Source organism: Sphingomonas vulcanisoli, assembly GCF_011761305.1.
In the GTDB taxonomy this organism is placed as follows: Bacteria; Pseudomonadota; Alphaproteobacteria; order Sphingomonadales; family Sphingomonadaceae; genus Sphingomonas_I; species Sphingomonas_I vulcanisoli.
In genome coordinates, this window is sequence record NZ_JAAOZC010000011.1 from 71554 (window position 1) to 97549 (window position 25996).

The window sequence follows — 25996 nt, forward strand, 5'->3', positions numbered from 1 at the left end:
ATGTTTCAGCCTTTCAAACAAGTTTCGCCATCCGTGCGATGAGCAGCAGCTTTTCAGTATTCGGCCGTCCGTTAGGCATCCATACGCCTTTGGTCCTGATCGCAGGACCATGCGTAATCGAGAGCGAGAAGATGGCGCTCGATACAGCCGAAAGGCTTCGCGAAATCGGCGAAAAGCTTGGTGTCCTGCTCATTTACAAAAGCTCTTTTGATAAAGCGAACCGCAGTTCCGGTGGGGCGTTTCGCGGCCCGGGCTTGAGCGAAGGTCTTCGCATTCTCGCTAAAGTGCGGGATGATCTGAATATGCCGGTGCTCACGGATGTCCACGAGCCGAGTCAGGTCGAACCAGTCGCTGCGGTGGTGGACATGCTGCAGACTCCGGCTTTTCTGGCTCGGCAAAGTGATTTGCTCGAGGCCGTGGGCAAATGCGGTAAGCCGGTGAACATCAAGAAAGGCCAGTTCATGGCGCCGATGGATATGGTGCATGTCATCGCCAAAGCCCGTGACGCTGCGGCGGAAGCGGGCCTGCAGCCGCCTCGATTGACGGTTTGTGATCGCGGAACGAGCTTCGGATACAATAATCTCGTCAGCGATATGCGTGGCCTGGTGATCATGCGGCAGACGGACTGCCCGATCGTGTTCGATGCTACGCATTCGGTGCAGTTGCCGGGATCACAGGGCGGCAGCAGCGGTGGCCAGCGTGAGTTCGTGCCGGTGCTCGCGCGCGCAGCGGTTGCGGTTGGAATATCCGGTCTTTTCATGGAGACCCATCCCGATCCAGCATCCGCTAAATCGGATGGCCCCAACGCGGTGCCGCTGGATAGTTTCGAAGCTTTGGCAACCGAATTGGTAGCGCTCGATCGTTTCGTGAAAAGTCGGCCGCCCGTTGTTCTCTAGAACCGAAATGACGAATTCGATGGCTTGCGGTCCCTCGTTTCGCATTGCGATGGATGAGCGCATTCTGCTTAGGGGCCGGACAGGTGTCGGCGCCTACGCGCGTGGCCTTCGCGCTGCGATCCGCGAGATTGCCGGGGACGTAACGCTCATTGCGGATAGGGCCGACCCGCTCGGTCGGCCGCCGGCGCCGCTGGGACGCGTCGGTCGCGTGGCTCGCGCGCTGCTACCGCTTACGATCTGCGCTCGACCGGCGATCCCAAACGAGGAGCAGGACGAACGCTACTTCGGGACAGACCTCTTCCGCCTCTCGCAGGTTCATTTCGATATCTGGGGCCGTCCGCTCTCGATTTCCGTACCGGGACCGCCGGGCATCGCACATTGGAGCTATCCGTTACCAATTCGCGTCGAGGGGTGGCGTAATATTTACACCGTCCACGACGTCATTCCGCTGACCGCTCCAACGTTGACACCGATCAACGCCGGACGACATCGTCGGCTGTTGAAGGCGCTCGGTCGCGGAGCCGCCGCATTCGTCACCGTGTCCGGAACCGCAAAGCGTGAGATCGAAGCGGCCCTCGGCGCAGATGCGCCCCTTACAGTGGATTGCGGGCAAGCCGTTAGCGCCTCCAGATCTCCCGCCAGTAGCCTTCCCGAACCCCTGACCCACCGTGGTTACCTCCTGGTTGCCGGGACCGTTGAGCGGCGAAAGAATATCGCCGCCATCATCGCTGCCTACAAAGCATCGAGGGTGCTGCTGCCGCTGGTAATCGCCGGACCCGATGGCTGGGAGGCGTCCGAGGTGGAAAGCCTGTTGGATGATCCTTCAATCATCCGCTTGCCCTACTTACCGACTGAGACGATGCGGTGCCTCATCGCGAACGCCCGCGCGCTGCTGATGGTGTCCTTAGCCGAGGGCTTTGGCCTTCCTATTGCAGAGGCTTTGGCTGACGGCACGCCAGTCATTACCTCAAACCGGGGCGCGCAGGCCGAAACTGCGGCCGCTGCCGGTCTGCTGGTTGATCCAAGCGATGTTTTCGAAATCAGCGCCGCGATCACGCGCATTTCAACGAATGACATTTGCTGGTCGACGCTGTCCTACATGGGAAGGGCGCGGTCCGAGACTTTCACACCCGAAACGTTTTCGTCGCGTCTTTCCGCGCTGTATCGCGATTTGGTATGAGGCCGGCTATGCGACAGATCGCGAAGCCAGCCCCGCCTCGATGACCGGCAAGTCCTCAGGGTTGTTAAGTTCCCAGATATCGTGTGCGCTCGTGACCGACACAACGCGAACCGGCTCGCGCATGTCCAGAAAGCGGAGCTGTTCCAACCCCTCTAACTCCTCAAGCGGGCAGGAGGATGTTGCAGCGTAGCGCAGCAGCGCGTCACGGCGATACGCATATACACCGATGTGCAGGAAGACCGGCAGATCAGGATCGTCCAAAGCGCGCGCGGGCACGTGCGGAATTACCGACTTTGAGAAATACAGCGCATCGCCGCGCCTGTCGACCGCCACCGTGGTACCGCCCACGCGCCCGGCCGCCTGATCCGCGAGCAAGCGCCGCCGCGTTTCCGGCAGCGTGCGCAGCGCCGGCGTCGCGACGACGACATCCTCATTCACCATTGCCGTCAGTATTGACTCTACGCAGAAAGGGGGTGTCAGAGGAGCATCGCCCTGCAAGTTGACGATCACGTCGATATCCGGCCCCAACGCGCCGAGTGCCGCTGCGCAGCGCTCAGTGCCGTTGGCGCAGCTTTCGGGGGTCATGACGACGTCCGCACCGAAGCTCCGGGCAGTCTTTGCTATGCGTTCATCGTCGGTAGCGACCACCACACGCGAAATCCACCGCACCGCCATCGCCGCTTCCCAGCTGCGTTGGATCAGCGGCTTCGCGATGCCCGTCACGCCGCGCAGCGGAATGAGAGGTTTACCGGGGTAACGTTTGGACGCGAAACGAGCAGGAATTATTATAGCGGCGTTCAAGCGAGTCCCAACCGTAGGAAATCATGGACGTGAACTATGCCAACCGGTTTGCGCGCCCGATCCTCCTCGACCACGAACATGGCGGTGATCTTCTGGCGATTGAGCAGCGCCAGCGCATCCTCGATCAGCCAGCTCGGCCCGCACCAGATCGGGTTAGGCGTCATCACCTCGTGCGCCGGCATATCGAGGATATTGCTGATGTGGCGACGCAGATCGCCATCGGTGATCGCGCCAATCAACGTGCCTTCGAAATTGACGACGCCAGCTATGCCGAAGCTGCAAGTCGTCATCGTCACGATCACGTCGCGCATCAGCGCATCGGCGCGGACGATAGGCATTGCCTCGTCGCGATGCATTACCGCCGCGACGCGCATCAGGCGCCGGCCGATCGCACCGCCGGGATGCAACTCCTCGAAACCCGCGCGCGAAACGCCGCGTTCACGCATCGTAGTCATCGCCAGCGCATCGCCCAGCGCCATCATCATCGATGTCGAGGTAGTCGGCGCCAGATTGGCGGGGCACGCCTCGTCTACTTTGGGCAGCAGCAGTCGGATGGTAGCGTGTCGCATCACTGGCGAATCATTGTTCGCCGCGATGCCTATGATTGACAGGCCAAGCTTGGCAGCGTGCTGAAGCAGGGGCAGAAGCTCGGCCGTCGTGCCCGAGTTGGAAAAAGCGAGCAGAGCATCATCGGCGGTTACCATGCCGAGATCGCCATGCGCCGCCTCGGCCGGGTGGACGAAGAAAGCCGGCGATCCCGTGGACGCGAAGGTAGCTGCTGCCTTGCGCGCGACATGGCCCGATTTGCCGATGCCGGTGCAGATCAACCGCCCGCGCAGGCCCAGCACTAGATTGACCGCTGCCGCGAAATGATCGTCGAGCGCGGTTGCCAGCGAGACAAGCGCTTCCGCCTCGGTCGCAACGACCTGGCGGCCGAAGGCAACTAGATCGGCGGCGACGGGCGAAAGCTCCCGGTCGGGACGTTCGGCTGGCTCCATCGGTTACCCACTTTCGCTATTGCGCTTGTTGCAAGCCCTTAGACGCGACCTTCGGCCAAAGCGAGCCCAATTAGGGCCACCGTGGCTAAGGTGCGGCCGATGGATGGTATGCGAGAACCCCGCATCGGGGTTGAGACCAAATCCTTGGCATTAGCGTCCCTTCAGCATGCGCAAGGGCATGAGCCCAAAAACGCCGCGCACGGAAGGGCGCGGACGATCGCTGAGGGAGCAGGATCGGCCGTTGATCAGCCGAGCGCGATGTCTTCGATCACCTGGTGATACCCCGCCGCGGTCTCGGCGCGGGCCGCCTCGGCGGCATCTTTTCGCATCAGGTAGAACAGCCGGTCGAGGAAATCCTGCCGCCAGGCCTCACGCTGTTCGAGCGCCGGCTGATCGAGCTTTAGTGCTTCAATCCCGGCGGCGAGATCGACGCCGTTCGCCGCCATCACCCGCTCCGCCGAATCGAGCCGATCGTGGAGCACGGCCATCTCGTTGGCGAGCACCATGATCATCGACATCGCCTGATCGAGCCCCGGCGCCTCGTAGAAGGCGGGGCGCTTGCCCTTGGCGTCTTTGACGACATGCGGGCGTTCGTTGGTTGCGGCGTCGCTCACGCAGCCTTCGCCTGCGCTAATGGCTTTTGCGCGATCAGCACTTCCCAGCCGCCCCCCGGGGCATATTCGCCGGCGGTGAACTCACGATCCGCGACCGCCTCCGACGCCTCCTGGCTATAGCCCTCGGCGGCGGCCGCGAATTCCATCACCGCCATCGGCGCGGTATCGAAGCGCACCTCGCCGCGGTCGAACCCGGCTTTCGCCGCCAGCTCGATCTGGTCCATGTCCCGCATCGCGCCCCAGAACGGCTCGTTATTATACCAGGTCTCATTATCGAGGATGAACTGGGTGAACGGGTCCATTAGGTTGAACGGCGGCAGATCGGCGTGGATCATGTAGCCGCCGGGCGCAAGCAGGCGGTAACATTCCTCAAACACCTTGGGCATCGCCTTACCGCTCGTCTCGTGGAGCAGGATGTGGCTGACGATCAGATCGAAATGCCCGTCCGGGAAGCGGGTATGCTCCGCGTTGTCCTGCGCAAAGTTAACGTCCAGCCCTAGCGCGGCGGCGCGGGCGTGGGCGTAGCGGACCTGCGGCGCGGCGACGTCGATGCCCCACACCTCGGCTTCGGGAAACAACTCCTTGAACGGCAAGGTCGAATGGCCGACGGTGCAGCCCATGTCGAGGATGCGGCGCGGGCTGAAGCCCTTGAGCTTGCGCTTGACGTAATTGCAGACCGACCGGCCCATATCGTCATTCTGCGGGCCCATATAGCCCATCGCGTAGAGATAGACGCCACGGTCATAGAGCGCTCCCGCGGCTATGTCGTTCGGCGCGACCTCGTTGGCATAGCCGCCGGGCATGCAGTGGATGTCGAGCGCGCTGATGTAGCGCGGCACCTCGAACCCTTCCGGAATGTCGAGTGTCGCCCTGCTCTTGGCCGAGAGTTCGGCGGCTTTGTCGATCAGCTCGGGCAGCTCGCGATCGACCGAGATATTGGTCGTCTCCCACAACAGTTCCTGGGAAATGCGGTTGGCAGCGGCGTAATGCTGGAAATACAGATCTTTCACCATGCCCGCGCGAATGTCTCGACGGTCAGCGGGGGCGCGGCCATGGTCACGCTCGAAAGCGGGCGCAACCCGGCCGCCGAAGACAGGCCCCAGACCGGGCAGCAGCTTGCCCTGGATGAAGCCTTTGAAACTCTTGGTGAATTCCTGCCGCGACGCCTCATCATGGGTCGGCGTGGGCAGCATCGCGTGGAGCTGTTGCTGAAACGTGTTGAGCATCGCATCGACTCCGCTGACCGATGCGGGATGATGCCCCGTAATCATGCTGCGCCGCAAGGCACCCGCGCGCTGTTTATCCGCTAAGTGGCCATCCCCTGATCGCTGCGGGCAAGTCGCAATGTGCGAACGCCACCCTGCCCGCGCTGCGGATATTTCGCGGGCGCACACGCACCGGGGGCCTCCGCTGCGATAGCGGCGACGGCACGATGACCGGGCGGACGCTGTACGATAAATTGTGGGATAGCCATGTCGTTGCCGATCTCGGCGGCGGCGAGGTGCTCCTTTATGTGGACCGCCAGCTCGTTCACGAAGTATCGAGCCCGCAGGCCTTCCAGTCTTTGCGCGATGGTGCGCGCGGTTTGCGCAGGTCCGCTACGCACCTCGCGGTCGCCGATCATGCGGTGCCGACACGCGAGCGCGGAACGATCGCCGATCCGCTGGCGCGCGCCCAGGTCGCCGAGCTCGTCGACAACGTCACCGACTTCCACGTTCCTTATCTACCGCTCGACAGCGCAGGCCAGGGGATCGTCCATGTCGTCGGACCGGAGACTGGCTTCACCTTGCCCGGCATCACTTTGGTCTGCGGCGATAGCCACACCACGACGCACGGCGCATTCGGCGCGCTGGCGTTCGGCATCGGCGCCAGCGAATGCGGCACCGTCATGGCCGCGCAATGCCTGCGCCAGGCGCGTGCGAAGACGATGCGCGTCACCCTGACGGGCGCGCTGTCGGCCTGGGTCTCGGCAAAGGACGTCGCGCTGGCGCTGATCGCCAAGATCGGCGCGCTCGGCGCCGCGGGCTATGCGGTGGAATATGCCGGGCCGGCAGTCTCCGCCATGGCGATGGCGGCCCGGATGACCTTGTGCAACATGACGATCGAGGCGGGCGGGCGGATCGGGCTGATCGCGCCCGACGAGACAACCTTCGCTTTCCTGTGCGATCGCAAGCGGGCACCGAAGGGCGATCTGTGGGATGCCGCAGTGGCCTATTGGAGGACACTCCCCTCCGATACCGATGCGGTGTTCGATCGCGAGGTGACGCTCGATCTCTCCGACGTGACGCCGCACGTTACCTGGGGCACCACGCCCGACGAAGCAGCGCCGATCACCGCCGCCGTGCCCGATCCGGCCGACGCCGAGAGCGCCAGCGCGCGCCGCCATGCCGAAAAGGCGCTGGCTTACATGGGTCTGACGCCCGGCACGCCGCTGGAAGCGATCGGGATCGACCGGGTGTTCATCGGCAGTTGCACCAATGGGCGGATCGAGGATTTGCGCGCCGCCGCTGCCATCGCCAAAGGCCGACACGTCGCGCCGGGCGTGAGCGCGATCGTCGTCCCCGGCTCGACCGCCACCAAGGCGGCCGCCGAAGCCGAGGGGCTGGATCGTATCTTTACCGAAGCCGGTTTCGAGTGGCGCCATGCCGGCTGTTCGATGTGCGTGGCGATGAACGACGATCGGCTGGCGCCCGGCGAGCGCTGCGCATCGACCAGCAACCGCAACTTCGAAGGCCGCCAGGGTGCGGGCGGACGGACGCATCTGATGAGCCCGGCGATGGCGGCGGCGGCGGGTATTGCGGGCCATCTCGTCGATGTCCGGCGGCTCATGGCATGACGCCCTTCACCCCGCTTACCGGCATCGCGGCGCCGCTGATGGAGGAGAATGTCGATACCGACATCATCTTCCCCGCGCGCTTCCTGCTGATCACCGCGCGCGAGGGGCTCGGCCGCTATGCGTTTCATGATCGCCGCTTTTCGGCGGACGGCTCCGAGCAGCCCGATTTCATCCTCAACCAGGCGCCGTTCCGCGACGCGCGCATCCTGATCGCCGATGCCAATTTCGGATCGGGATCGAGCCGGGAGCAAGCGGTCTGGGCGCTGCTCGGCTTCGGCATCCGGTGCGTGATCGCGCCGAGCTTCGGTGAGATTTTCGAGGCCAATTGCTATCGCAACGGCGTTCTCCCGATCACCTTGCCGCGCGATGCGATCGCCAGCCTCGCCCAGCTCGCCCGAGCAGGCTGGGGGAACTTCACCGTCGATCTCGATGCGCAGCAGATCGTGGTCGATAGAGGGCCGACGATTGCCTTCACGATCCTGCCCGAACGACGCCTTGCGCTCCTCAACGGTTGGGACGAAACCGCGACGATCCTGAACACGCGCGAAGCGGATATCGCCACGTTCGAAGCGCGGCAGCGCAGCGACCAACCCTGGCTCTGGGAGAACGCATGACCGACGATCTCGCCGCCAATTACGCGCGGGCCTACAATAGGAGCGTCGGCTTCGGTGCACGGCCGGCGCTGATGCTGATCGATTTCTGCCAGGGCTATTTCGATCCCGCCTGCGATCTCTATGCCGGGGTCGAGGAGACGCTCGCGTCGGCGCTGCGCGTCCGCGAGGCCGCCCGCGCCGCAGGCGTGCCGGTGGTGCTGACCAACGTCGTTTATCAAGCCGGCGGCCGCGATGGCGGGCGCTTCTTCGAGAAAGCGGCGCCACTCAAGAATTTCGTGCGCGGCAATCCGATGGGCGCATGGCCGAGCGGGCTGACACCGCACGATGATGAGCTGGTGATCTCCAAGCAATATCCCAGCGCCTTCTTCGCTACATCGCTGGCCTCAACGCTGACCGCGCTCGGCATCGACAGCGTGCTGCTGACCGGTCTGACGACCTCGGGATGCGTCCGCGCAACCTGCGTCGACGCGATGAGTCACGGCTTCCGCACCACCGTTATCGCCGACGCCTGCGGCGACCGCCATCCCGCGCCGCACGAGGCGAACCTGTTCGACATGAATGCCAAATATGCCGATGTCGTCCGCGAGGCCGAGGCGATTGCGTTTCTCGGGAGCCTCGGCCCGCGATAAGCGCTTCGGCGACGTCAGCCCTTGCGCATCAGCGCCGCACGCGCCCATGCAATAAAATCGCGGTTGCCGACCGCGGCGGCCAGGGCCGAGCGGCGATAGGCTTCCGTATCTTCGTCGATCCCGATCGCCGGCCAATTGGCCTGGTGCATCGAAACGGCGGTGAGCACTTTCGACAGCCGGGCGCGATATTCCTCGGCCAGCGACGGTTCGGCGAAGGCCTCCGCGCCCACGCCGCGCATGACGCCGATCTGATCGGACAGCCGCCGGCGCAGCTTGGTCAATTCGGCGCGGCGTTGCGGATCGTTCCGACCGGCGATGGCGGCGAGTTCGTCGACGATCGCGGCGAACGTATCGATCTCCGCCGCAAGGCGCGCCGCCTCGCTCATCGCGCGCGCAACGGCCAATGAACCAGCGATTCTTTCACGATAGCCCTCTCCCACGCTATCTTGGCTTCCTATCGGAGCCGATCGGCGAGATTAGGCGCAATACTTTAACAAATTATCCGCTTGCCGAACATGTGCCGGTATCCGGGGTTGCCCGAATGCGGTGGAGAAGAGCAGATTCGTGCGGATGCGGTTAAGGCTGCAGCCTCCCAAAGGAACGCGCCCATGCCCGCCTACCTCGTCGCTACCGTCCGGATCACCGATCCCGCCAAGTTCGCCGAATATGGCAAGGCGATCGCGGGCTTGAGCGAGCGTTTCGGCGGCGAATATGTCGTCCGCGGCAAGGTCGCCGAAGTGCTCGAAGGGAATGCCGACCCCGACGAGCGCGTCGTCGTCAGCAGCTTCCCGGATGCGGATGCCGTGCGGGCTTATATTACCTCGCCTGAGTATCGCGCCGCCGCCGCGCTGCGCGCGGGAGCGGCGGAGGTCACGATGCGCCTCCTAGAAGTTTGAAATGGCTGCCTCCAGCCGCTGGAAGACGAATCGCTACGAGCGCGCTTCTCTGCGCAGTGGCTGCCGCTCCGCCAGATCGTTGCGGATCGTGGTGGCTGCGACGCCGCCCTCCCCCATGGCGTGACTGATCTGATCGAGGCCGAACACGACGTCGCCCGCCGCATAGAGTCCAGGGACGTCCGTTCGCTGGTGGGCATCCACCGCCAAGCATCCGTCATCGCTCGTGCTCGCCCCGAGTTGCCGCGCCAGTTCAGAATGAATCCGTGATCCGAGTGCGGGATAAGCGGTATCGAAACGCCAGTCTCCTTCAGGAGTCGTTACCCGGATGGCCTCGCCGTCGATCGCGATGGCCGACGTCGGTCCATCGACGCGCGCCACACCCGCAGCTTCGAGGGATCGCAGTTCCTCATCGCTCAAATCATGACCGCCCTCGGATGCGATCAATGTAACACGCTCGGTGTAGCTGCGCAGGAATAGCGCCTCTCTGGTGCCGCGGACGCCGGTGCCGATCACGGCGACATTTTTGTCGGTGACCTCATAGCCGTCGCAAACCGGGCAATAGCGCAGAAGCCCTTGGGCCAGCGCCGTATCATGCTTGGCATCGTCCATGGCGGGCCGATTGTTCGATACACCCGTCGCCAACAGCACGACGCGCGCGGTGATCCGCAGGCCGGCGGTGGTGGAAAATAGCGTCCCCTGCCGCTCGATCGCGGTCACCTCGCCGGGGATCAGGCGGGCGCCATAGCGCTCGGCCTGATTGCGCATTCTCGCAACCAGATCGGGTCCTGAGATCCCATCGGGAAAGCCGGCATGGTTGCGCGTCAGCGGGATGAGCGAAGCGCGGCTGCCGCCGCGGTCGACCACAATCACGTCGAGGTGAAACCGCGCCAGATAGATGGCCGCGGTCAGCCCGGCCGGCCCGCCGCCGATGACGAGCACGTCAGCGGTGGCGGTGCCGGCCTCGTCTGGTGCCAGAGCCGGCATTCGTCAGCTCTAGCGCACCGAAGCCGCGTCGAGATCGACAGTCATCTCGCGCGGCCAGAAGCGCAGCGCACGGCAGGCGGTCACGAAGGCTTGCGCATCCTTGGGCTTGCCGAGCGGCAGGAAGCCTTCGTCCAGGTCTGGCGGCACGCGCGATTCATCGAACAGCGGCTTGGCATTGGCGCCGACCCCGATGAACTTGCAGTGCCCGAACGCATCCGAGACGAAGTCCTTCGAAGCAGCATCCTGCGCAAGTAGCTTCACGCCCTCCGCAGAAGGAAGCACCGCCACAGCATCGAACAATATCGATGGGCCACCGTCGATCTTCTGTTTGGCGGCGACCGCCGTCCCGTCATCCAGCGTCACGCCGCCGATCTTGGGCGCCACCACTTCCCACACCGCACCCTCTGCCTCGAGAGCCTCCGTCAGCGCGGTGAACAAGGCGGCCTCCGAGCCGTCCGTCAGCAAGATCCCCATCTTCCGGCCCTTGAAGCTGTCGGGGCCGTTGGCGAGGATGCTGAGTTTGGCCGAGGCCGGCAAATCCAGCGTGGGCTTGGCCGCCTTGGCGGGCTCCGGCAGCGCCATGCCGAGCCCATCGGCGACGGTCGCGGCGAGACCCTCGTCGATGTTGAGCAGGTGCGACACGGCGCGGGCGCGAATGTCGACACGTTCGACCTTCGACAGTTCGAACACGAGCGCGTCGCCGATATGCTTCTGCTCGATCGGCTGCTGGCTGATGAAGAACTGGCGCGCCTGGCTGTAATGATCCGAGAAGGTCTCGGAACGCACGCGCTGCTTGGTGCCCTGCATTTCGTCCGGGAAGCTTTGATAGCCGATTTCCGGGTTATCGCGCGGACCGCCCTGATCACCCCAGCTGTTCGGCTCATAGTTCACGCGGCCCACCGGGTTGCGCATCGCCATATGGCCGTCCTGCTGGAAGTTGCTGACCGGACAGCGTGGGGCGTTGATCGGCAGGTGCGTAAAGTTGGGGCTGCCGAGCCGCTTCAGCTGCGTATCGAGATACGAGAAATTGCGGCCGTGGAGCAGAGGATCGTTAGAGAAATCGACGCCCGGCGGGACGTTCTGCGTGCAGAAGGCGACCTGCTCGGTGTTGGCGAAGAAATTGTCGACATTGCGGTTGAGCGTCATCGTGCCGACGATGCGGACGGGGATATCCTCCTCCGGGATCAGCTTGGTCGAATCGAGATGGTCGAAGGGCAATTTGTCGGCCGTCTCCTGATCGAACAGCTGCACGCCGAGATCCCATTGCGGGAAATCGCCGCTCTCGATCGCCTGCCAAAGATCGCGGCGATGAAAATCGGGATCGGCGCCGTTGATCTTGACCGCTTCGTTCCACAGCACGGATTGCAGCCCCTGGCGCGGCTTCCAGTGAAATTTGACGAAGGTCGATTTGCCTTCCGCATTGACGAGCCGGAAGCTGTGGACGCCGAAGCCCTCCATCGTGCGGAATGAGCGCGGGAGGGTGCGATCGGACATCTGCCACATCACCATGTGCCACGCCTCGGGGCTCAGGCTGGCAAAATCCCAGAAATTGTCATGCGCCGATTGCGCCTGCGGGAAACCACGATCGGGCTCCGCCTTCACGGCATGGATCAGGTCGGGAAACTTGATCGCGTCCTGGATGAAGAACACGGGGATGTTGTTGCCGACGATGTCCCAATTACCCTCCTTGGTGTAGAGTTTCACCGCGAAGCCCCGCACGTCGCGGGCGAGGTCTGACGAACCCTTGTTGCCTGCCACGGTCGAGAAGCGGACGAAGACCTCGGTCTGCCGGCCGACCGTGCTCAGCACATCGGCGCGGGTGTAGTCAGCGAGACTGTCGGTCAATTCGAACACGCCATGCGCGCCATAGCCGCGGGCGTGAACGACACGCTCGGGGATGCGCTCATGATCGAAGTGGAAGATTTTCTCCCGCAGGATGAAGTCTTCGAGCAAAGTCGGCCCGCGGGGACCGGCTTTGAGGCTGTTCTGCCCGTCCGCGATCGGCACGCCCTGCTGGGTCGTCATCGTCAGCGCGGCATCGCTCGTGGTCTGATGCGTCTCGCCGCCCGTTCCCTGCTCTTCGGCATAGCGCGTTGGCAGATCCGCTCCCGCGGGCAGCGGCGGCGCTTTCGCCGGGGACTCGCCGTTCAGCTTGCCCGCCTGGTTCTTGGTGTTGCTCTTCGCCATGACGAATTCTCCATTTTCTCGCAGGTGCGTTTCCGTTTGGCGAATAGCCAGCGGCCTATATTTGACTTGCGCGGGAACAACATTGGCATTCTGCCAATGGCCAAAATTCCGCGACAAGAGATGATCTATATTAACTTATGGCCGAATGGATGTGATCAACGCTTCAGCGCGATTTTAGCCTCCGGGATTTTTTACGGTTCTTCATGACGGCTTTGTTTCGAGCGGCAAGAGCTGCCGCAGGAAGAGCGCTAGGCCTTCGTTGCCTTGGGCCTCGGCTACCGAGGCCGCTGTATTGCCTGCGGCATCCCGCAGTCGGGGATCGGCACCGGACGCCACCAAAAGATCGATGATTTCGCGGCGGTCGAAGAGTGCTGCCATCATCAGCGCCGTCTGACCGGCGGTATTCGCGAAATTCGCGTCCGCACCCGCTTCGAGAAGGATCTGGGCAATGGTCGTATAGCCCTTGAAGGCCACCCCCATCAGCGCGTTGTTCCCACGCGATGCGACCGGGCCGTCGGGCCGGGCTCCCAGCGATAGCAACAGCACCGTCGTGCTTTGCTGCCCATTATAGCTCGCCAGCACCAAAGCCGTGTAGCCGCGGCCATCCTGCCCCTCGATCTCGGCGCCCGCCTGCAACAGCGACGGTATGATATCGTCCCGGCCCAGGCGCGCGGCATCGAACAGCAGTTCCTGGAGTCGTTCGGGAGACGGCAGCGGAAGCGCGGACTTTGCCGTGTCGATCAGCGGGCCATCGTTGATAGCTTGCAATATGGGTCTCCGTCGGCGGCTCGCATGGCGAACCATCACAACGCGCCGCCCGACAATCAAGCGCACGAAGACTGATTGATCCAGGTTAGCTGCTTGTTTTTTAAAGCGACTTGCCGGGAACGGCTGCTTTGGCCCCGGCGTTTGGACGCGGCTGGATGAAACCGGGATGGTCGATCCGGCCATGCCAGCAGACGGGAATGAATCGATGAATGACGCGACGCGCAGACAGGTGATGACGGCGGCAACCATCGGCGCCGCTGCGACCGCGGTGGCGGCTCCCGCAGGCGCTCAGACTGGAGGCGGCGCTTCGCCGGGCGGCAAGCAGGATCCGCGCAACAAATATCCCAAGCCGCCTTTCAAGCCTCAGTCGCAACCCTGGCCCGGCCTCGCCAGCAAGATGGACCCGAAGCCGGATCATGGCGAGACCAGCTACGTGGGATCGGGGCGCCTGCGCGGCCGCAAGGCGCTGATCACCGGCGGCGATTCCGGTATGGGGCGCGGCGCGGCGATCGCCTTTGCCCGCGAAGGCGCGGATGTTGCGATCAACTATCTCCCTGAGGAGGAGCCCGACGCCCGCGAGGTGGTCGCCCTCATCCGCCAGGCAGGCCAGAAGGCCGTGGCGATTCCCGGCGACATCCGCACCGCCGCTTTCTGCAAGCAGCTTGTCGAAAAGGCGGTCAGCGGGCTCGGCGGCCTCGACATTCTCGTCTGCAATGCCGCCCGCCAGCAATCGATCCCCTCGATCCTCGACGTCACCGACGATGAATTCGATCGAACGATGAAGACCAATATCTATGCGCCGTTCTGGATCATCCGCGCCGCGCTGCCCCATCTCGAGCCCGGATCGGCGATTATCGGCACGACATCGGAGCAGGCCTATAATCCCGATCCCGATCTCTATGCCTATGCGCAGACCAAGGCGGCAACGATGAATTACGTCAAATCGCTGGCCAAGCAGCTCGGGCCGAAGGGCATTCGCGTCAACGGCGTCGCGCCGGGACCGATCTGGACTCCGCTCCAGATTTCCGGCGGCGCCTCGCAGGGCAAGCTGGTGACCTTCGGCGCGACCTCGGCGCTTGGGCGCCCCGGCCAGCCCGCCGAACTTGCGGGCATTTTTGTGCGGCTTGCGGAGGATGACGGCAGCTACGCTACCGGCAATATCTATGGTGCCGCCGGCGGGCAGGGTCAGCCATGAGCAGCTTGACGGCGCCGGCGGCAGAAGAACCGGGCTCCCGGCAGACACGCGAGTTCGTCCAGGCCGCGGCGCAGTCGGACGAGTTCGAGATTCTGGCGGCGACGACGGTGTTGGCGCAGAGCGAGGATCCAAAGGTGCGCGCCTTTGCGCAGCAGATGATCGATGCGCATCGCAAGACAAGCGCGGACCTGCGCGCCGCCGTATCGGCGGCCGGCCTAAACCCGCCGAAGCCGGGCATGAGCGGCGAGCAGTCGATGTTCCTCGCTGCGCTGCAGAGCCAGCGCGGGACCGAGTTCGACAAGGTCTATATCAAGCAGCAGGCCCTGGCCCACCGCGCGGCGCTCGCGGTCGAGCAGGCTTATGCTGCGTCCGGCGACAATGCGGCGATCCGCAAGGTGGCTGCCGCAGCCGTGCCGGTCATCACATCGCACCTCCAGATGGCCGATCAGATGCAGGCGGCAACGGGATCCTAAGGTGGTCCACTAGGCACCGCAGCGCCGAGTATCGTACGAAACGCGAGGTCGAAGGTGCGCCCTTGATCACCCCGGACACGCCCGTCTAAGGCGGCGTGCCGGGAGGCTTCTTTGACGACGAGCTCGTACGACCTTTCCCCTTTTTCTGGCCGTGAAGGCGAAACGGCCAGGCTGATTGAGGCGTTCGACTGGTCGGCGACTCCGCTCGGCGCGATCGGCGGCTGGTCTAACACGCTCAGGAACACGATCGACCTCATCCTCGGTTCGCCGCTGCCGATCGTCACGCTTTGGGGTGAGCGCGGGATCATGGTCTATAACGAGGCCTATTCGCATTTCGCCGGTGCCCGCCATCCCGCGTTGCTCGGATCGAGCGTGCGCGAAGGGTGGGGTGAAATCGCCGACTTCAACGACAACGTCATGCGTGTCGGCCTCGCCGGCGGCACCCTTACCTACAAGGATCAGGAGCTGGTCCTCGACCGCGGCGGTGCCCCCGCCCAGGTGTGGATGGACCTCGACTATTCGCCGATCCTTGACGAGAGTCGCACGCCCGTGGGCGTCATGGCGCTGGTCGTCGAGACCAGCGGCAAAGTTCTGGCGCAGCGCGCCCTCCATGACAGCGAGGAGCGATACAGAGCCATCACCGATTCGGTGGATCAGCTGATCTGGTCGACCCTGCCCGACGGCTATCACGACTTCTACAACCAGCGCTGGTACGATTACACCGGCGTGACCGAAGGTTCGACCGATGGCGAGGGCTGGAACGGCATATTCCACCCGGACGATCAGGAGCGGGCCTGGGCTGTGTGGCGTCATTGCCTGGCGACGGGCGAGCCCTATCATATCGAATATCGGCTCCGTCATCACAGCGGGGTCTATCGCTGGGTGATCGGCCGGGCACAGCCGGTCCGCGACGCGGAAGGGCGGATCTCGCGCTGGTACGGCACCTGCACCGATGTCCACGACCTCAAGATCGCCGAGGAATCGCTTCGCGACCTGACGGCCACGCTCGAACGCCGAGTCGCGGTGGAGAGTGCGGCACGGCTGGAGGTCGAGGAGGCGCTGCGGCAGACGCAGAAGATGGAAGCCGTCGGCCAGCTCACCGGTGGCATCGCCCACGATTTCAACAACCTGCTGACCGTCGTGACGGGCAATATCGATATTGCGGGACGGGCGCTTTCGACGGTGGAAGAGCCCGATCCCCGCGCGAAACGCGCTTTGGATAACGCGCTGAAGGGCGCGGAACGCGCGGCCGCGCTGACGCAGCGCCTGCTCGCCTTCGCGCGCCGACAACCGCTCGCGCCTAAGCAGATCGACATCGACCGACTGGTGAGCGGCATGTCGGATCTGCTCAAACGGTCGCTGGGCGAAGTCGTGTCGCTGGATGTCATCACCACACCGGGCCTGTGGCGGATCGAAGCCGATCCGAACCAGCTGGAAAGCGCCATCCTCAACCTCGCCGTAAACGCGCGGGATGCCATGCCCCAGGGCGGGAGCCTCGTGATAGAGACGGCCAATGCCCACCTCGACAAGCAATATGCCGAGGCGCACGCCGACGTTGCCCCGGGCCAATATGTCGTCCTCGCCGTCACCGACACTGGATCCGGCATGGCGCGGGAGACGATCGAAAGAGTCTTCGAGCCCTTTTTCACGACCAAGGAAGTCGGCCGAGGCACCGGGCTCGGGTTGTCCATGATCTATGGCTTCGTCAAACAGTCCGGCGGACACATCAAGATCTACTCCAAGATCGATAAGGGGACGACCGTCAAGATCTATCTGCCGCGCCTGAAGGCCGTGCAGGAGGACGTCGAGGACGTGCGCCCCTCCCAGGACGTCGAGCCCAGCCACGGGCAGGAGACGATCCTCGTCGTCGAGGATGATGAAGACGTTCGGGCCTATACCGTCGAGATCCTTCGCGAGCTCGGCTACCGCATTCTGGAGGCGCATGACGGAGCCTCGGGGCTGAGGCTTCTGGAGCGTCACGGCGAGCCGATCGATCTTCTGTTCACCGATGTCGTGATGCCGGGGATGTCGGGCGCCGAACTTGCGGCCGCCGCACGCCTTGCGCAGCCCGATCTGCGGGTTCTGTTTACCTCCGGCTATACGCGGAACGCGATCGTCCACGGGGGGCGGCTCGATCCGGGGGTCGAGATGATCTCAAAACCATTCACTTATTCCGCGCTGGCCGCCAAGATCCGCGATACGCTCGACCTTTAACCGACGGACCATCGCCGCTTTATCCGTCTAACACACTCCGCTTGCCATCCTGCGATCGTTTCGGCACCATAGCATTGGCGAAAAAGCGGGGAGCAATACGGGTGGCTGAGGCGGATCAGGGCGCAGTGCGGCTGGCGCCGGTGACGGGGCGGGCGCGGATCGAGGTGCTCGATATGCTGCGCGGCATCGCCATTCTCGGCATTTTCTACATGAATATCCCCTTCATGGGCGGTCCCCTGCAGGCCGAGTTCGGCGATCCGCGCCTCGGCGGCTGGATGCCGGCCGACAAATGGGTGTGGTCGATCATCCAGGTCGTTGCCGACGGCACGCAGCGCGGCACGCTCGAGATGCTGTTCGGCGCGGGCATGATGATCCTGACCGCCAAGGCGATGGAACCGACCGGGCCGGTCGCGGTCGCCGATCTCTATCTGCGGCGCACGATGTGGCTGCTCGTGTTCGGGCTGGTCGATGTCTTCCTGTTCCTCTGGCCGGGGGACATTCTGCACACCTATGCGCTGGCATCCTTGTTCCTCTTCCCCTTCCGCAAGCTCAAGCCGCGTACTTTGATCATCCTGGGGCTGCTGTGGGGCACGCTCGGCTTCGTCGGTGGCTCGGTAGGCTACGTCCAGCGCGTCCAGTTGATGCACAAGGTGGATGCGGCGCACGTCGCGCAGATGCATCACGCGCCGCTGGCCAAGGATCAGAAGGAGGCGCTCAAAGAGTGGCAGAAGAAGCTCGATACGCTGAAGCTCACCCCCAAGCAGAAGAAGGATATGGCCGAAGAGGCCAAGGCGCGGCGCGGCGGCTTCTTCGGCTATGTGACGTGGCTGGATGGACAGTGGATCGAGTGGGCCTCCCAGGGCGAGATCTTCTGGGTGATCGAAGCCTTTTCGACGATGCTGATCGGCATCGCGCTCTACAAATGGGGCTTCATCCAGGGCAAGCGCGATGCGCGAACCTATGCGATCACCGCGATCGTGTTTTACGCCTTCGGACTGGGTGCCCGCGCGCTGGGCGTGCATGAGAAATTGAGCTTCATGCCCATCCCCAAGACGATCTGGGCGACCGACGAATATGCGCGGCTAGCGGTGACGATCGGGCATATTTCGCTGGTCAACCTGCTCGCCAAGACGCGCGCGGGTTACAAATTGCTCTATCCCTTCCAGGCGGCGGGGCGGACGGCCTTTTCGCTCTACGTGGTCGAGACGTTTATCGGCATGTGGATACTCTTCCCGGGCTTCGCGCTCGGCTATTGGGACAAATGGGGCCATGCCGGGCTGGCGCTGTGCGCGACGGTCACGATCTTCGGGCTGCTGATCGTTGCCAACATCTACAGCCGCTATTTCGCGATCGGCCCGCTGGAATGGGCGTGGCGCAGCCTCTCCTATTGCAAACTCCAGCGCTTCCGCAGGCATGACGAGCCGGTGCAGCTGACAGTGGTCGGGCCCTAGGGTTGGGAGCTCAATTCCGTTCGTGCTGAGCCTGTCGAAGCACCGTTTTTCTTCTGCCGCGTCGCAAGGAAGTACGGCCCTTCGACAAGCTCAGGGCAAACGGAAAGGAGAGCGCTTGCGGCCCGCCGATAGGCGTTTAGGAATGTCCCTATGAAAAGCCTGATCGCCGCCGCTATCGCCTGCGCCATGACCATGACCGCCGCCGCCCCCATCGCCGCCAAGCAGCTGACGCTGGAACGCCTGTTCCAGAGCCCCGGCCTCTCCGGCCCGAGCCCTCGCGAGGTCAAATTCTCGCCCGACGGCAAGCTGCTCACGCTGCTGCGCAACCGCACCGACGATCGCGATCGCTATGATCTCTGGGCGATCGATACGACCAGCGGTGCCGAGCATATGCTGGTCGATTCGCTCAAGATCGGCAGCGGCGCCGCGCTTTCCGAAGAGGAGAAGATGCGGCGCGAGCGGTTGCGGATCGGCGCATTGAAGGGCATCACCGCTTATGACTGGGCGCCGGACGGCAAGAGCGTGCTGGTGCCGCTCGACGGCGATCTCTACCTCGCCGCGCTCGACGGCACCGTCCGCCGCCTGACCGATACGCCGCAGACCGAGATTGAGGCCAAGGTCTCGCCGGGAGGCCATTTCGTCAGCTTCGTCCGCGATCACAATCTCTACGCGATCGATCTCGCTAGCGGCGCCGAGCGGCAGCTCACCAAAGACGGCGGCGGCACGCTCGCCTGGGGCACCGCCGAGTTCGTCGCGCAGGAAGAGCTCGAGCGGCGCAGCGGCACCTGGTGGAGCCCGAAGGAGACGCGCATCGCCGTGCAGCGCACCGACGAGAGCCCGGTCAAGATCGTCCGCCGCGCGGCGATCGGCGCCGAGGGCACGACGATCGTCGAGCAGCGCTATCCCGCCGCGGGCACGCCCAACGCGCTGGTCGAATTGTGGCTGATGAACCCGGACGGCAGCGGCCGCGTGAAGGCCGATCTCGGATCGAACCCGGATTTCTATCTCGCCCGCGTCGATTGGGCGCCGGACGGCAAGGCGCTCTACGTGCAGCAGCTGGCGCGCGACAATAAGCGGCTCGATCTGCTCCGGATCGATCCGATGACGGGTGCGGCCACCAAGCTCATCGAGGAAACGTCCAAGACTTGGGTCGACCTCAACAATGATTTCCGCGTGCTCAAAGACGGCAGCCTGCTGTGGAGCTCCGAGCGCAGCGGCTATCCGCACCTCGATCGCTTCGCGCACGGCAAGCTGAGCCCGCTGACGCATGGCGATTGGTCGGTCCATAGCGTGGCGGGCATCGATGCCGCGGGGCATATCTATTTCACCGCCAACAAGGACGACGTGCTCGAAACGCAGCTCTATGCGATCGATCTCGCGCATCCGGAAACGCCACGCCGGATCACCGAGTCGGGCTGGACCTATGGCGCATCGATGGACAAGGGCGCGACGCGGATCATCCTCACCCGCTCCAACCCCGATCAGCCGCCACAAACCTATCTCGCGGACGTGACGGGCAAGCGCCTCGCCTGGATCAATGAGAACAAGCTCGACGCCACACATTCCTACGCGCCCTATCTCGACCACCACCGCCCGACCCAATTCGGCACGCTCAAGGCCGCCGACGGCAGCATCCTCCACTATAAGATGATCACGCCGGTGCTGGAGCCGGGCAAGCGTTACCCCGTCTTCATGGAGCATTACGGCGGCCCAGGCTCGCAGACGGTGACGCGCGCCTGGGGCAGCCCGATCCACCAATATCTGGTGACGCGCGGCTTCATCGTGTTCGAGATCGACAATCGCGGCTCACCCAATCGCGGACGGGCGTTCGAGGACCAGATCTATCATGCGATGGGCACGGTGGAGGTCGAGGATCAGGTCGCCGCCGCGAAATGGCTCAAGACGCAGGCCTATGTCGATCCGGCGCGGATCGCGACCTACGGCTGGTCATACGGCGGCTATATGACGCTCAAGCTGCTGGAGAAAGCGCCGGGCGTCTTCGCGGCGGGCATCGCGGGCGCGCCGGTGACCAAGTGGGAATTGTACGACACCGCTTACACCGAACGCTATCTCGGCATGCCGCCCTACGACACGTCGGATGCGCTCGACGATGCGACCAAGATCGTCGATCCGCTGCTGACCCTGCACGGCATGGCCGATGACAATGTCGTGTTCGAAAATTCGACCGCGCTGTGGGCGAAGCTGCAGGCGGCCAAGGTGCCGTTCGAAATGATGGCCTATCCGGGCAAGACCCACGGCGTTTCGGGCGAAGGTGCACAAACGCATGTCTGGGAAACCATCCTGGGCTTCCTCGAACGACGCGGGATTATCGCGCCCGTTGCCAAATAGGCCGCCCCTTCGATACAATTCATTTCGGTTTTAATGTCCAAGACTTGATCTCGCCGCTCCTTCAAGAAATGATCCGTTTCGGTTGGGAATCGGGGGTTTCTTGGGGGCGGACTTCGCCTGGTTGCTCGGCGCAGCGACGCGCGAGATCGTGCTGTTCGCGGCGGTGGGTATGCTGCTCGGCGCGATCGACGATCTTGCGATCGATCTGATCTGGCTCGGCCGGGGCGGCTGGCGGCGGCTGTTCGTCTTCAGTCGCCACGCGCGCGCGGCGATGGCGACGCTGCCGCCGCCGGACGCGCCGGGCGCGATCGCGGTGTTCATTCCCGCCTGGCGCGAGTCGGCGGTAATCGGTGCGATGCTCCGCGCCGCGCTCGCCCGCTTCGATCATGGCGATTACCGGCTCTACGTCGGCACCTACCCCAACGATCCTGCTACCGCGCAGGCCGTGACCGCGATCGGCGATCCCCGCATCCGGCTGGTGCGCGGGCTACGACCGGGGCCGACGAGCAAGGGCGAATGCCTGAACCGGCTCTGGCGCGCGATGCTGGCGGACGAGCAAGCGTCGGGCCGCGCATTCAAGGCGATCGTGCTCCACGATGCCGAGGATGTCGTCCACCCGATGGAGCTCAGGCTCTACGATCGGATGATCGAGCGCTTCGATCTGATCCAGATCCCCGTGCTGCCGCTTCCCGCGCTCGATAGGCGCCTTGCCGCGCGGACCATCGCCGCAACCTATGCGGACGAGTTCTCGGAAGGTCACGGCCGCCAGCTGATCGTCCGCGAGGCATTGGGCGCCGCTATGCCGTCGGCGGGCGTGGGCTGTGCGATTCGGCGCGAGATGCTGGCGCGCGTTGCGGCAGCGACCGACGATCGGCCTTTTCCAGAGGATAGCCTCACCGAGGATTATGAACTCGGCCTGCGCATCGCGGAGCATGGCGGGCGCGGCGTGTTCGTATCGATCCCGGCGCGCGCGGGCATCGACCCTGTCGCGGTGCGCGCGCATTTTCCCGAGACCTTCCATACCGCCTGCCGCCAGAAAGCGCGCTGGGTAACGGGCATCGCGCTGGCCGGCTGGGATCGGCTGCGCTGGCGCGGCGGGCTTGCGGAGCGCTGGATGCGCTTCCGCGATCGGCGCGCCCCGCTGGCGGCGTTGATCCTGGCCTGCGGCTATTTCGGCGCCGTGCTCGATTTCGGCTGCTGGGCGCTGGGCGTCGATCCTCACCATGCCGCGCTGCTCAGGCCGCTGCTGCACGCGAATCTCGTATTGCTGGGGTGGCGGCTGGCGCAACGGGTCATCATCGTCGAACGCTTTTATGGGCCTTGGGCCGCCTGCCTGTCGGTGCCGCGGATCGTCGTCGCCAACCTGATCGCGATCGTCTCGGTATGGCGTGCGATCGCGGGCTATCAGCCGGGCCGCGCTGCAGCCTGGGACAAGACCGAACATTTCTTTCCCGAAAGCCTGCCGTGCGATTGAAAGGACGGCAGGCGCGCTTCCTGCTCACCATCCTCGCCTGCTGGACGATGACGCGCGCCTATCTGCTGTGGCCCGCCACGGTCGCGGCGGTGCGCGGCTTCGCCGTATCTGCCGCACCGACGCCGGCTTTCGAAACCTTTGCCACCGCACCACCCTTTGAGCCAGCCGCGCGGGGAATCGGCGTTGTCACGGCGATGCGCACGCTCGATTGGGCACATGGGGTCAATGCGGCGCGGTTATGGCTGCTGCAGCAAGGCGGCGGCGAAGCGCTCTCCACCGAACATGCGCTGCGCCGCGCCACCTTCGCCTATCTGCCACCGGCGGAGGATAGGGAAGAGGCGCCACCATCTCCCTTCGCCCCTGTGCCGCTCTTCCCCCAACAACGCGGCACTGCATCGCGGATCGAGGCGCAGGCCTATTTCTTCTGGCGGCCGGGCGCGGGCACGCCTGGCCTGGCCGAGCGCGCGGAGCTTGGCGGCAGTCAGTTCGCCGCGCGCATCGCCGTCCCGCTGAGCCGCGATTTCGCCGCGGCGGCGCGCGTCTACGCCCCGCTCGAACATGGCGGCGCGGAGACTGCCTTCGGCATCGACTGGCACCCTCTGCCCGGCCGGCCGCTGCGCATTAGCGTCGAACGGCGCCAGCGGCTTGATCGGCTCGGGCGGTCGGCCTGGTCGGCTTACGCAGCTGGAGGCTTCTGGCGCGGCGGGGGACCGGGCAGCGCACAGATCGATGGCTATGCGCAGGCCGGCGTGGTCGGCACGCAGCGGCGCGACCTGTTCATCGATGGCGCGCTCCGCATCGGCTATCGTCTGCCGACGCCGAAGACCGCGATCACCCTCGGCGCGGGCCTGTGGGGCGCAGCGCAGCCGCAGGTAGCGCGCCTAGATGCCGGGCCGCGGATGGCGATCGTGCTACCGATCGACCACCACAATGTAACGCTCGCCATCGACGGCCGCTTCCGCCTCGCTGGCCATGCTGCACCCGGATCAGGCGCGGCGCTGACCTTGGGCGCCGACTTCTAGCTTTTCGCCCGCGCACTCGCTATCTGCGCACCCATGCAACGCGCACTTGCCAGCACGACCACTAGCACCGCCCTCCGGGGCGGGCCGGGCGCGCGCGCACGTTAGCTGCGCCGCTCTGGCCCACCCGGAGAATGGGGTGAGGCCGGCGTCCGCTTCTCTCTTTCTTCCCATCGGGCGCCAGCGCGGGCATAGGCCCGGATCGACCCCAGGAAGAACCATGACTGAGATGCTTTCGATCACCTTGCCCGATGGCTCCAGCCGCGCGGTGCCGCTCGGCACCACGCCCGCGGACATTGCGGCGGCGATCGGCCCCGGCCTCGCCAAGGCGGCGATCGCCGCGCGTGTCGATGGCGAATTGCGCGATATCAATCGGCCCCTGGAGCATGACGCTCAGCTCGCGCTGGTCACCGCCCGCGACGAGAGGGACGCGCTGGAGCTCGCCCGCCACGATTATGCGCACGTGCTGGCCGAAGCGGTGCAGCACCTTTTTCCCGGCACGCAGATCACCTTCGGCCCCTCGACCGATGATGGCTTCTATTACGACTTCGCGCCCAAGGACCGCCCCTTCACCGAAGAGGATCTGCCCGCGATCGAGGCCGAGATGCGCGCGATCATCGCCCGCGACGAAAAGCTCGTCCGCGAAGTATGGGAACGCGACAAACTGATCGCGCTGTGGAAGCAGCAGGGCGAGACCTTCAAGGCCGAGTGGGCGGGTGAACTGCCCGAGGGCGAAGAGCTAACCGTCTATCGCGCCGGCACCTTCCTCGACATGTGCCGCGGCCCCCACCTCGCTTCCACCGGCAAGCTCGATCCGCAGGCGTTCAAGCTGACGCGCGTCTCCGGCGCGTATTGGCGCGGCGATCAAAAGAATGCGATGCTCAGCCGTATTTACGGCACCGGCTGGCTCAGTAAGAAGCAGCTCGACGCGCATCTCGTGCGGCTGGAAGAGGCCGCCAAGCGCGATCACCGCCGCATCGCGCAGGAGATGGACCTGTTCCACCTCCAGCAGGAGGCGCACGGCTCGGTCTTCTGGCATCCCAAGGGCTATCTGCTCTGGCGCCAGCTCGAGGCCTATATGCGCCGCCGCCTCGATCTGGCCGACTATGTCGAGGTCAAGACGCCGCAGCTGATGGACGCGCGCCAGTGGGAGCAATCGGGCCACTGGGGCAAATATCGCGAGAATATGTTCGTCGTCCCCGACGAGATCCCCAATGCGGAGGATGAGGGCGCCATCATCTCGGCCGATGCCGACATGATGGCGCTGAAGCCGATGAACTGCCCCGCGCACGTCCTGATCTTCAAGCAGGGCATCAAGAGCTACCGTGATCTGCCGATGCGCATGGCCGAGTTCGGCTGCTGCCACCGCAACGAGGCGCATGGCGCGCTGCACGGCATCATGCGCGTTCGCCAGTTCACGCAGGACGATGCCCACATCTTCGTCCGCGAGGACCAGCTGATCGCCGAGGTGCGGAGCTTCTGTGAGCTGCTCGACAGCATCTACGCCGATCTCGGCTTCGCGGATTATGCGATCAAGCTCGCACTCCGTCCCGAAAAGCGCTTCGGCGACGATGCGATGTGGGACAAGGCGGAGGAGGAGCTGCGCCAGGCAGTGATGGGCGCCGACATCCGCCAATCGATCAAGGACGGCTTCGAGGAACTGCCCGGCGAGGGTGCCTTCTACGCCCCCAAGCTGGAATATCACCTGACCGATGCGATCGGGCGGACCTGGCAAGTCGGCACGATGCAGTCCGATCGGGTGCTGCCCGAGCGGCTCGACGCCAGCTACGTCGGCGAGGATGGCGCGCGCCATCGCCCGGTGATGCTCCACCGCGCGATCCTTGGCACGTTCGAACGCTTCATCGGTATCCTGATCGAGCATCACGCCGGCCGCTTCCCGCTGTGGCTGTCGCCGGTGCAGGCGGTGGTGGCGACGATCGTCTCCGATGCCGATGGCTATGCGGCGGAGGTTGTTACCAGGCTCAAGGCCGCCGGGCTGCGCGCCGAGACCGACACGCGCAACGAGAAGATCAATTACAAGGTCCGCGAACACAGCCTCGCCAAGGTTCCCGCGCTGCTGGTCGTCGGCAAGCGGGAGGCCGAGGAAGGCACGGTGGCGATCCGCCGGCTCGGCAGCGAGGGCCAGCAGATACTCAAGCTGGACGAGGCGATCGCCGCGCTGGTGGCGGAAGCGACGCCGCCGGATTTGCGCTAACGATCCTCCCCGGAACGGGGAGGGGGACCATGCGAAGCATGGGTGGAGGGGGCTTCCGGCGAGGCGGAGCGCTGGTTGAGAGCCCCCTCCGTCAGCCTGCGGCTGCCACCTCCCCTTTTAGGGGCATTGTTCACTTTGTATTGACGTGCGATGATGCGGCGTTCTGATGGGAGGCGTTGATGCGGTGTCATCATTGTGGTTCG

22 protein-coding genes are annotated in these 25996 nt (G+C 64.6%); 14 read left to right on the plus strand and 8 right to left on the minus strand.

The features are described from left to right. Positions 1-38: 38 nt before the first annotated feature. Positions 39-896 (plus strand): 3-deoxy-8-phosphooctulonate synthase, encoded by an 858-nt coding sequence (gene kdsA / locus FHS31_RS15285; protein WP_167075110.1) that lies wholly within the window; start codon positions 39-41, stop codon positions 894-896. Between the two features lie 49 nt (positions 897-945). Continuing rightward, the gene (locus tag FHS31_RS15290) at positions 946-2076 is read left to right on the plus strand and encodes a glycosyltransferase family 4 protein (protein WP_167075112.1); all 1131 of its coding nucleotides are present in this window, start codon (positions 946-948) and stop codon (positions 2074-2076) included. 6 nt (positions 2077-2082) lie between these two features. On the opposite strand, the gene FHS31_RS15295 is transcribed toward FHS31_RS15290, so the two are convergent. The 4 genes from FHS31_RS15295 to FHS31_RS15310 form a co-directional block, all read right to left on the minus strand. Then, entirely contained in the window at positions 2083-2877 is a 795-nt protein-coding gene (locus FHS31_RS15295; protein WP_167075114.1) for a 3-deoxy-manno-octulosonate cytidylyltransferase family protein, read from the minus strand. Continuing rightward, positions 2874-3875 (minus strand): KpsF/GutQ family sugar-phosphate isomerase, encoded by a 1002-nt coding sequence (locus tag FHS31_RS15300; RefSeq protein ID WP_167075116.1) that lies wholly within the window; start codon positions 3873-3875, stop codon positions 2874-2876. The genes FHS31_RS15295 and FHS31_RS15300 overlap by 4 nt, the downstream gene beginning before the upstream one ends. Before the next feature lie 245 nt (positions 3876-4120). After that, on the minus strand, positions 4121-4489 hold the full coding sequence (locus tag FHS31_RS15305; RefSeq protein WP_167075118.1) for a hypothetical protein: 369 nt from the start codon (positions 4487-4489) through the stop codon (positions 4121-4123). Then, positions 4486-5760 carry a class I SAM-dependent methyltransferase gene (locus tag FHS31_RS15310; protein ID WP_243843497.1) on the minus strand — a complete coding sequence of 425 codons (1275 nt, stop codon included), beginning with the start codon at positions 5758-5760 and terminating at the stop codon, positions 4486-4488. The genes FHS31_RS15305 and FHS31_RS15310 overlap by 4 nt, the downstream gene beginning before the upstream one ends. A gap of 161 nt (positions 5761-5921) precedes the next feature. Between FHS31_RS15310 and leuC the strand changes: the two genes are divergently transcribed. From leuC to FHS31_RS15325, 3 genes are read left to right on the plus strand one after another with little or no spacing between them, the layout of a single operon-like run. Next, positions 5922-7325 (plus strand): 3-isopropylmalate dehydratase large subunit, encoded by a 1404-nt coding sequence (leuC, locus tag FHS31_RS15315; RefSeq protein ID WP_167075120.1) that lies wholly within the window; start codon positions 5922-5924, stop codon positions 7323-7325. Continuing rightward, positions 7322-7939, plus strand: a complete 618-nt coding sequence (leuD, locus tag FHS31_RS15320; protein WP_167075122.1) for a 3-isopropylmalate dehydratase small subunit — start codon at positions 7322-7324, stop codon at positions 7937-7939. The genes leuC and leuD overlap by 4 nt, the downstream gene beginning before the upstream one ends. After that, the gene (locus FHS31_RS15325; RefSeq protein WP_167075124.1) at positions 7936-8568 is read left to right on the plus strand and encodes an isochorismatase family protein; all 633 of its coding nucleotides are present in this window, start codon (positions 7936-7938) and stop codon (positions 8566-8568) included. Before leuD ends, FHS31_RS15325 begins: the two co-directional genes overlap by 4 nt. Positions 8569-8582: 14 nt before the next feature. Here FHS31_RS15325 and FHS31_RS15330 read toward each other — a convergent pair whose 3' ends face one another. Beyond that, entirely contained in the window at positions 8583-8972 is a 390-nt protein-coding gene (locus FHS31_RS15330) for a hypothetical protein (protein ID WP_167075126.1), read from the minus strand. Between the two features lie 204 nt (positions 8973-9176). On the opposite strand from FHS31_RS15330, the gene FHS31_RS15335 reads away from it, so the two are divergent. Further along, positions 9177-9464, plus strand: a complete 288-nt coding sequence (locus FHS31_RS15335; protein ID WP_167075127.1) for a DUF1330 domain-containing protein — start codon at positions 9177-9179, stop codon at positions 9462-9464. Positions 9465-9497: 33 nt separating this feature from the next. Here the strand turns inward: FHS31_RS15335 and FHS31_RS15340 are convergent, their stop codons facing one another. From FHS31_RS15340 to FHS31_RS15350, 3 genes are all read right to left on the minus strand, one after another. Beyond that, positions 9498-10448: an NAD(P)/FAD-dependent oxidoreductase gene (locus tag FHS31_RS15340; RefSeq protein WP_167075129.1), complete on the minus strand. Its 951-nt coding sequence runs from the start codon at positions 10446-10448 to the stop codon at positions 9498-9500. Between the two features lie 9 nt (positions 10449-10457). Continuing rightward, positions 10458-12635 (minus strand): catalase, encoded by a 2178-nt coding sequence (locus FHS31_RS15345; protein WP_167075131.1) that lies wholly within the window; start codon positions 12633-12635, stop codon positions 10458-10460. Between the two features lie 201 nt (positions 12636-12836). Next, positions 12837-13652 (minus strand): ankyrin repeat domain-containing protein, encoded by an 816-nt coding sequence (locus FHS31_RS15350; RefSeq protein WP_341786382.1) that lies wholly within the window; start codon positions 13650-13652, stop codon positions 12837-12839. Between FHS31_RS15350 and FHS31_RS15355 the strand changes: the two genes are divergently transcribed. The 8 genes from FHS31_RS15355 (at position 13609) to thrS (ending at position 25793) form a co-directional block, all read left to right on the plus strand. Continuing rightward, on the plus strand, positions 13609-14598 hold the full coding sequence (locus FHS31_RS15355) for an SDR family oxidoreductase (RefSeq protein WP_167075133.1): 990 nt from the start codon (positions 13609-13611) through the stop codon (positions 14596-14598). The two genes, FHS31_RS15350 and FHS31_RS15355, sit on opposite strands and share 44 nt — an antisense overlap. After that, positions 14595-15071, plus strand: coding sequence for a DUF4142 domain-containing protein (locus FHS31_RS15360; protein WP_167075135.1), 477 nt, complete (start codon positions 14595-14597; stop codon positions 15069-15071). The genes FHS31_RS15355 and FHS31_RS15360 overlap by 4 nt, the downstream gene beginning before the upstream one ends. Before the next feature lie 111 nt (positions 15072-15182). After that, on the plus strand, positions 15183-17285 hold the full coding sequence (locus tag FHS31_RS15365; RefSeq protein ID WP_167075137.1) for a hybrid sensor histidine kinase/response regulator: 2103 nt from the start codon (positions 15183-15185) through the stop codon (positions 17283-17285). 101 nt (positions 17286-17386) lie between these two features. Further along, positions 17387-18736 (plus strand): DUF418 domain-containing protein, encoded by a 1350-nt coding sequence (locus tag FHS31_RS15370; RefSeq protein ID WP_341786383.1) that lies wholly within the window; start codon positions 17387-17389, stop codon positions 18734-18736. Positions 18737-18886: 150 nt separating this feature from the next. After that, positions 18887-21085, plus strand: coding sequence for a S9 family peptidase (locus FHS31_RS15375; protein ID WP_167075139.1), 2199 nt, complete (start codon positions 18887-18889; stop codon positions 21083-21085). A 100-nt stretch (positions 21086-21185) separates the two neighbouring features. Continuing rightward, entirely contained in the window at positions 21186-22559 is a 1374-nt protein-coding gene (locus FHS31_RS15380; RefSeq protein ID WP_243843498.1) for a glycosyl transferase family protein, read from the plus strand. Then, positions 22550-23581: a hypothetical protein gene (locus FHS31_RS15385; RefSeq protein WP_167075143.1), complete on the plus strand. Its 1032-nt coding sequence runs from the start codon at positions 22550-22552 to the stop codon at positions 23579-23581. The genes FHS31_RS15380 and FHS31_RS15385 overlap by 10 nt, the downstream gene beginning before the upstream one ends. A gap of 217 nt (positions 23582-23798) precedes the next feature. Further along, entirely contained in the window at positions 23799-25793 is a 1995-nt protein-coding gene (thrS, locus tag FHS31_RS15390; RefSeq protein ID WP_167075145.1) for a threonine--tRNA ligase, read from the plus strand. Positions 25794-25996 lie beyond the last annotated feature (203 nt).

Bases quoted from the DNA above. Each gene is read 5' to 3' on its own strand.
- kdsA (WP_167075110.1), top strand. From the start codon at position 39: ATGAGCAGCAGCTTTTCAGTATTCGGCCGTCCGTTAGGCATCCATACG.
- FHS31_RS15290 (WP_167075112.1), top strand. From the start codon at position 946: ATGGATGAGCGCATTCTGCTTAGGGGCCGGACAGGTGTCGGCGCCTAC.
- FHS31_RS15300 (WP_167075116.1), bottom strand. From the start codon at position 3,875: ATGGAGCCAGCCGAACGTCCCGACCGGGAGCTTTCGCCCGTCGCCGCC.
- FHS31_RS15310 (WP_243843497.1), bottom strand. From the start codon at position 5,760: ATGATTACGGGGCATCATCCCGCATCGGTCAGCGGAGTCGATGCGATG.
- leuC (WP_167075120.1), top strand. From the start codon at position 5,922: ATGACCGGGCGGACGCTGTACGATAAATTGTGGGATAGCCATGTCGTT.
- leuD (WP_167075122.1), top strand. From the start codon at position 7,322: ATGACGCCCTTCACCCCGCTTACCGGCATCGCGGCGCCGCTGATGGAG.
- FHS31_RS15325 (WP_167075124.1), top strand. From the start codon at position 7,936: ATGACCGACGATCTCGCCGCCAATTACGCGCGGGCCTACAATAGGAGC.
- FHS31_RS15335 (WP_167075127.1), top strand. From the start codon at position 9,177: ATGCCCGCCTACCTCGTCGCTACCGTCCGGATCACCGATCCCGCCAAG.
- FHS31_RS15340 (WP_167075129.1), bottom strand. From the start codon at position 10,448: ATGCCGGCTCTGGCACCAGACGAGGCCGGCACCGCCACCGCTGACGTG.
- FHS31_RS15345 (WP_167075131.1), bottom strand. From the start codon at position 12,635: ATGGCGAAGAGCAACACCAAGAACCAGGCGGGCAAGCTGAACGGCGAG.
- FHS31_RS15355 (WP_167075133.1), top strand. From the start codon at position 13,609: ATGAATGACGCGACGCGCAGACAGGTGATGACGGCGGCAACCATCGGC.
- FHS31_RS15350 (WP_341786382.1), bottom strand. From the start codon at position 13,652: ATGGTTGCCGCCGTCATCACCTGTCTGCGCGTCGCGTCATTCATCGAT.
- FHS31_RS15360 (WP_167075135.1), top strand. From the start codon at position 14,595: ATGAGCAGCTTGACGGCGCCGGCGGCAGAAGAACCGGGCTCCCGGCAG.
- FHS31_RS15375 (WP_167075139.1), top strand. From the start codon at position 18,887: ATGAAAAGCCTGATCGCCGCCGCTATCGCCTGCGCCATGACCATGACC.
- thrS (WP_167075145.1), top strand. From the start codon at position 23,799: ATGACTGAGATGCTTTCGATCACCTTGCCCGATGGCTCCAGCCGCGCG.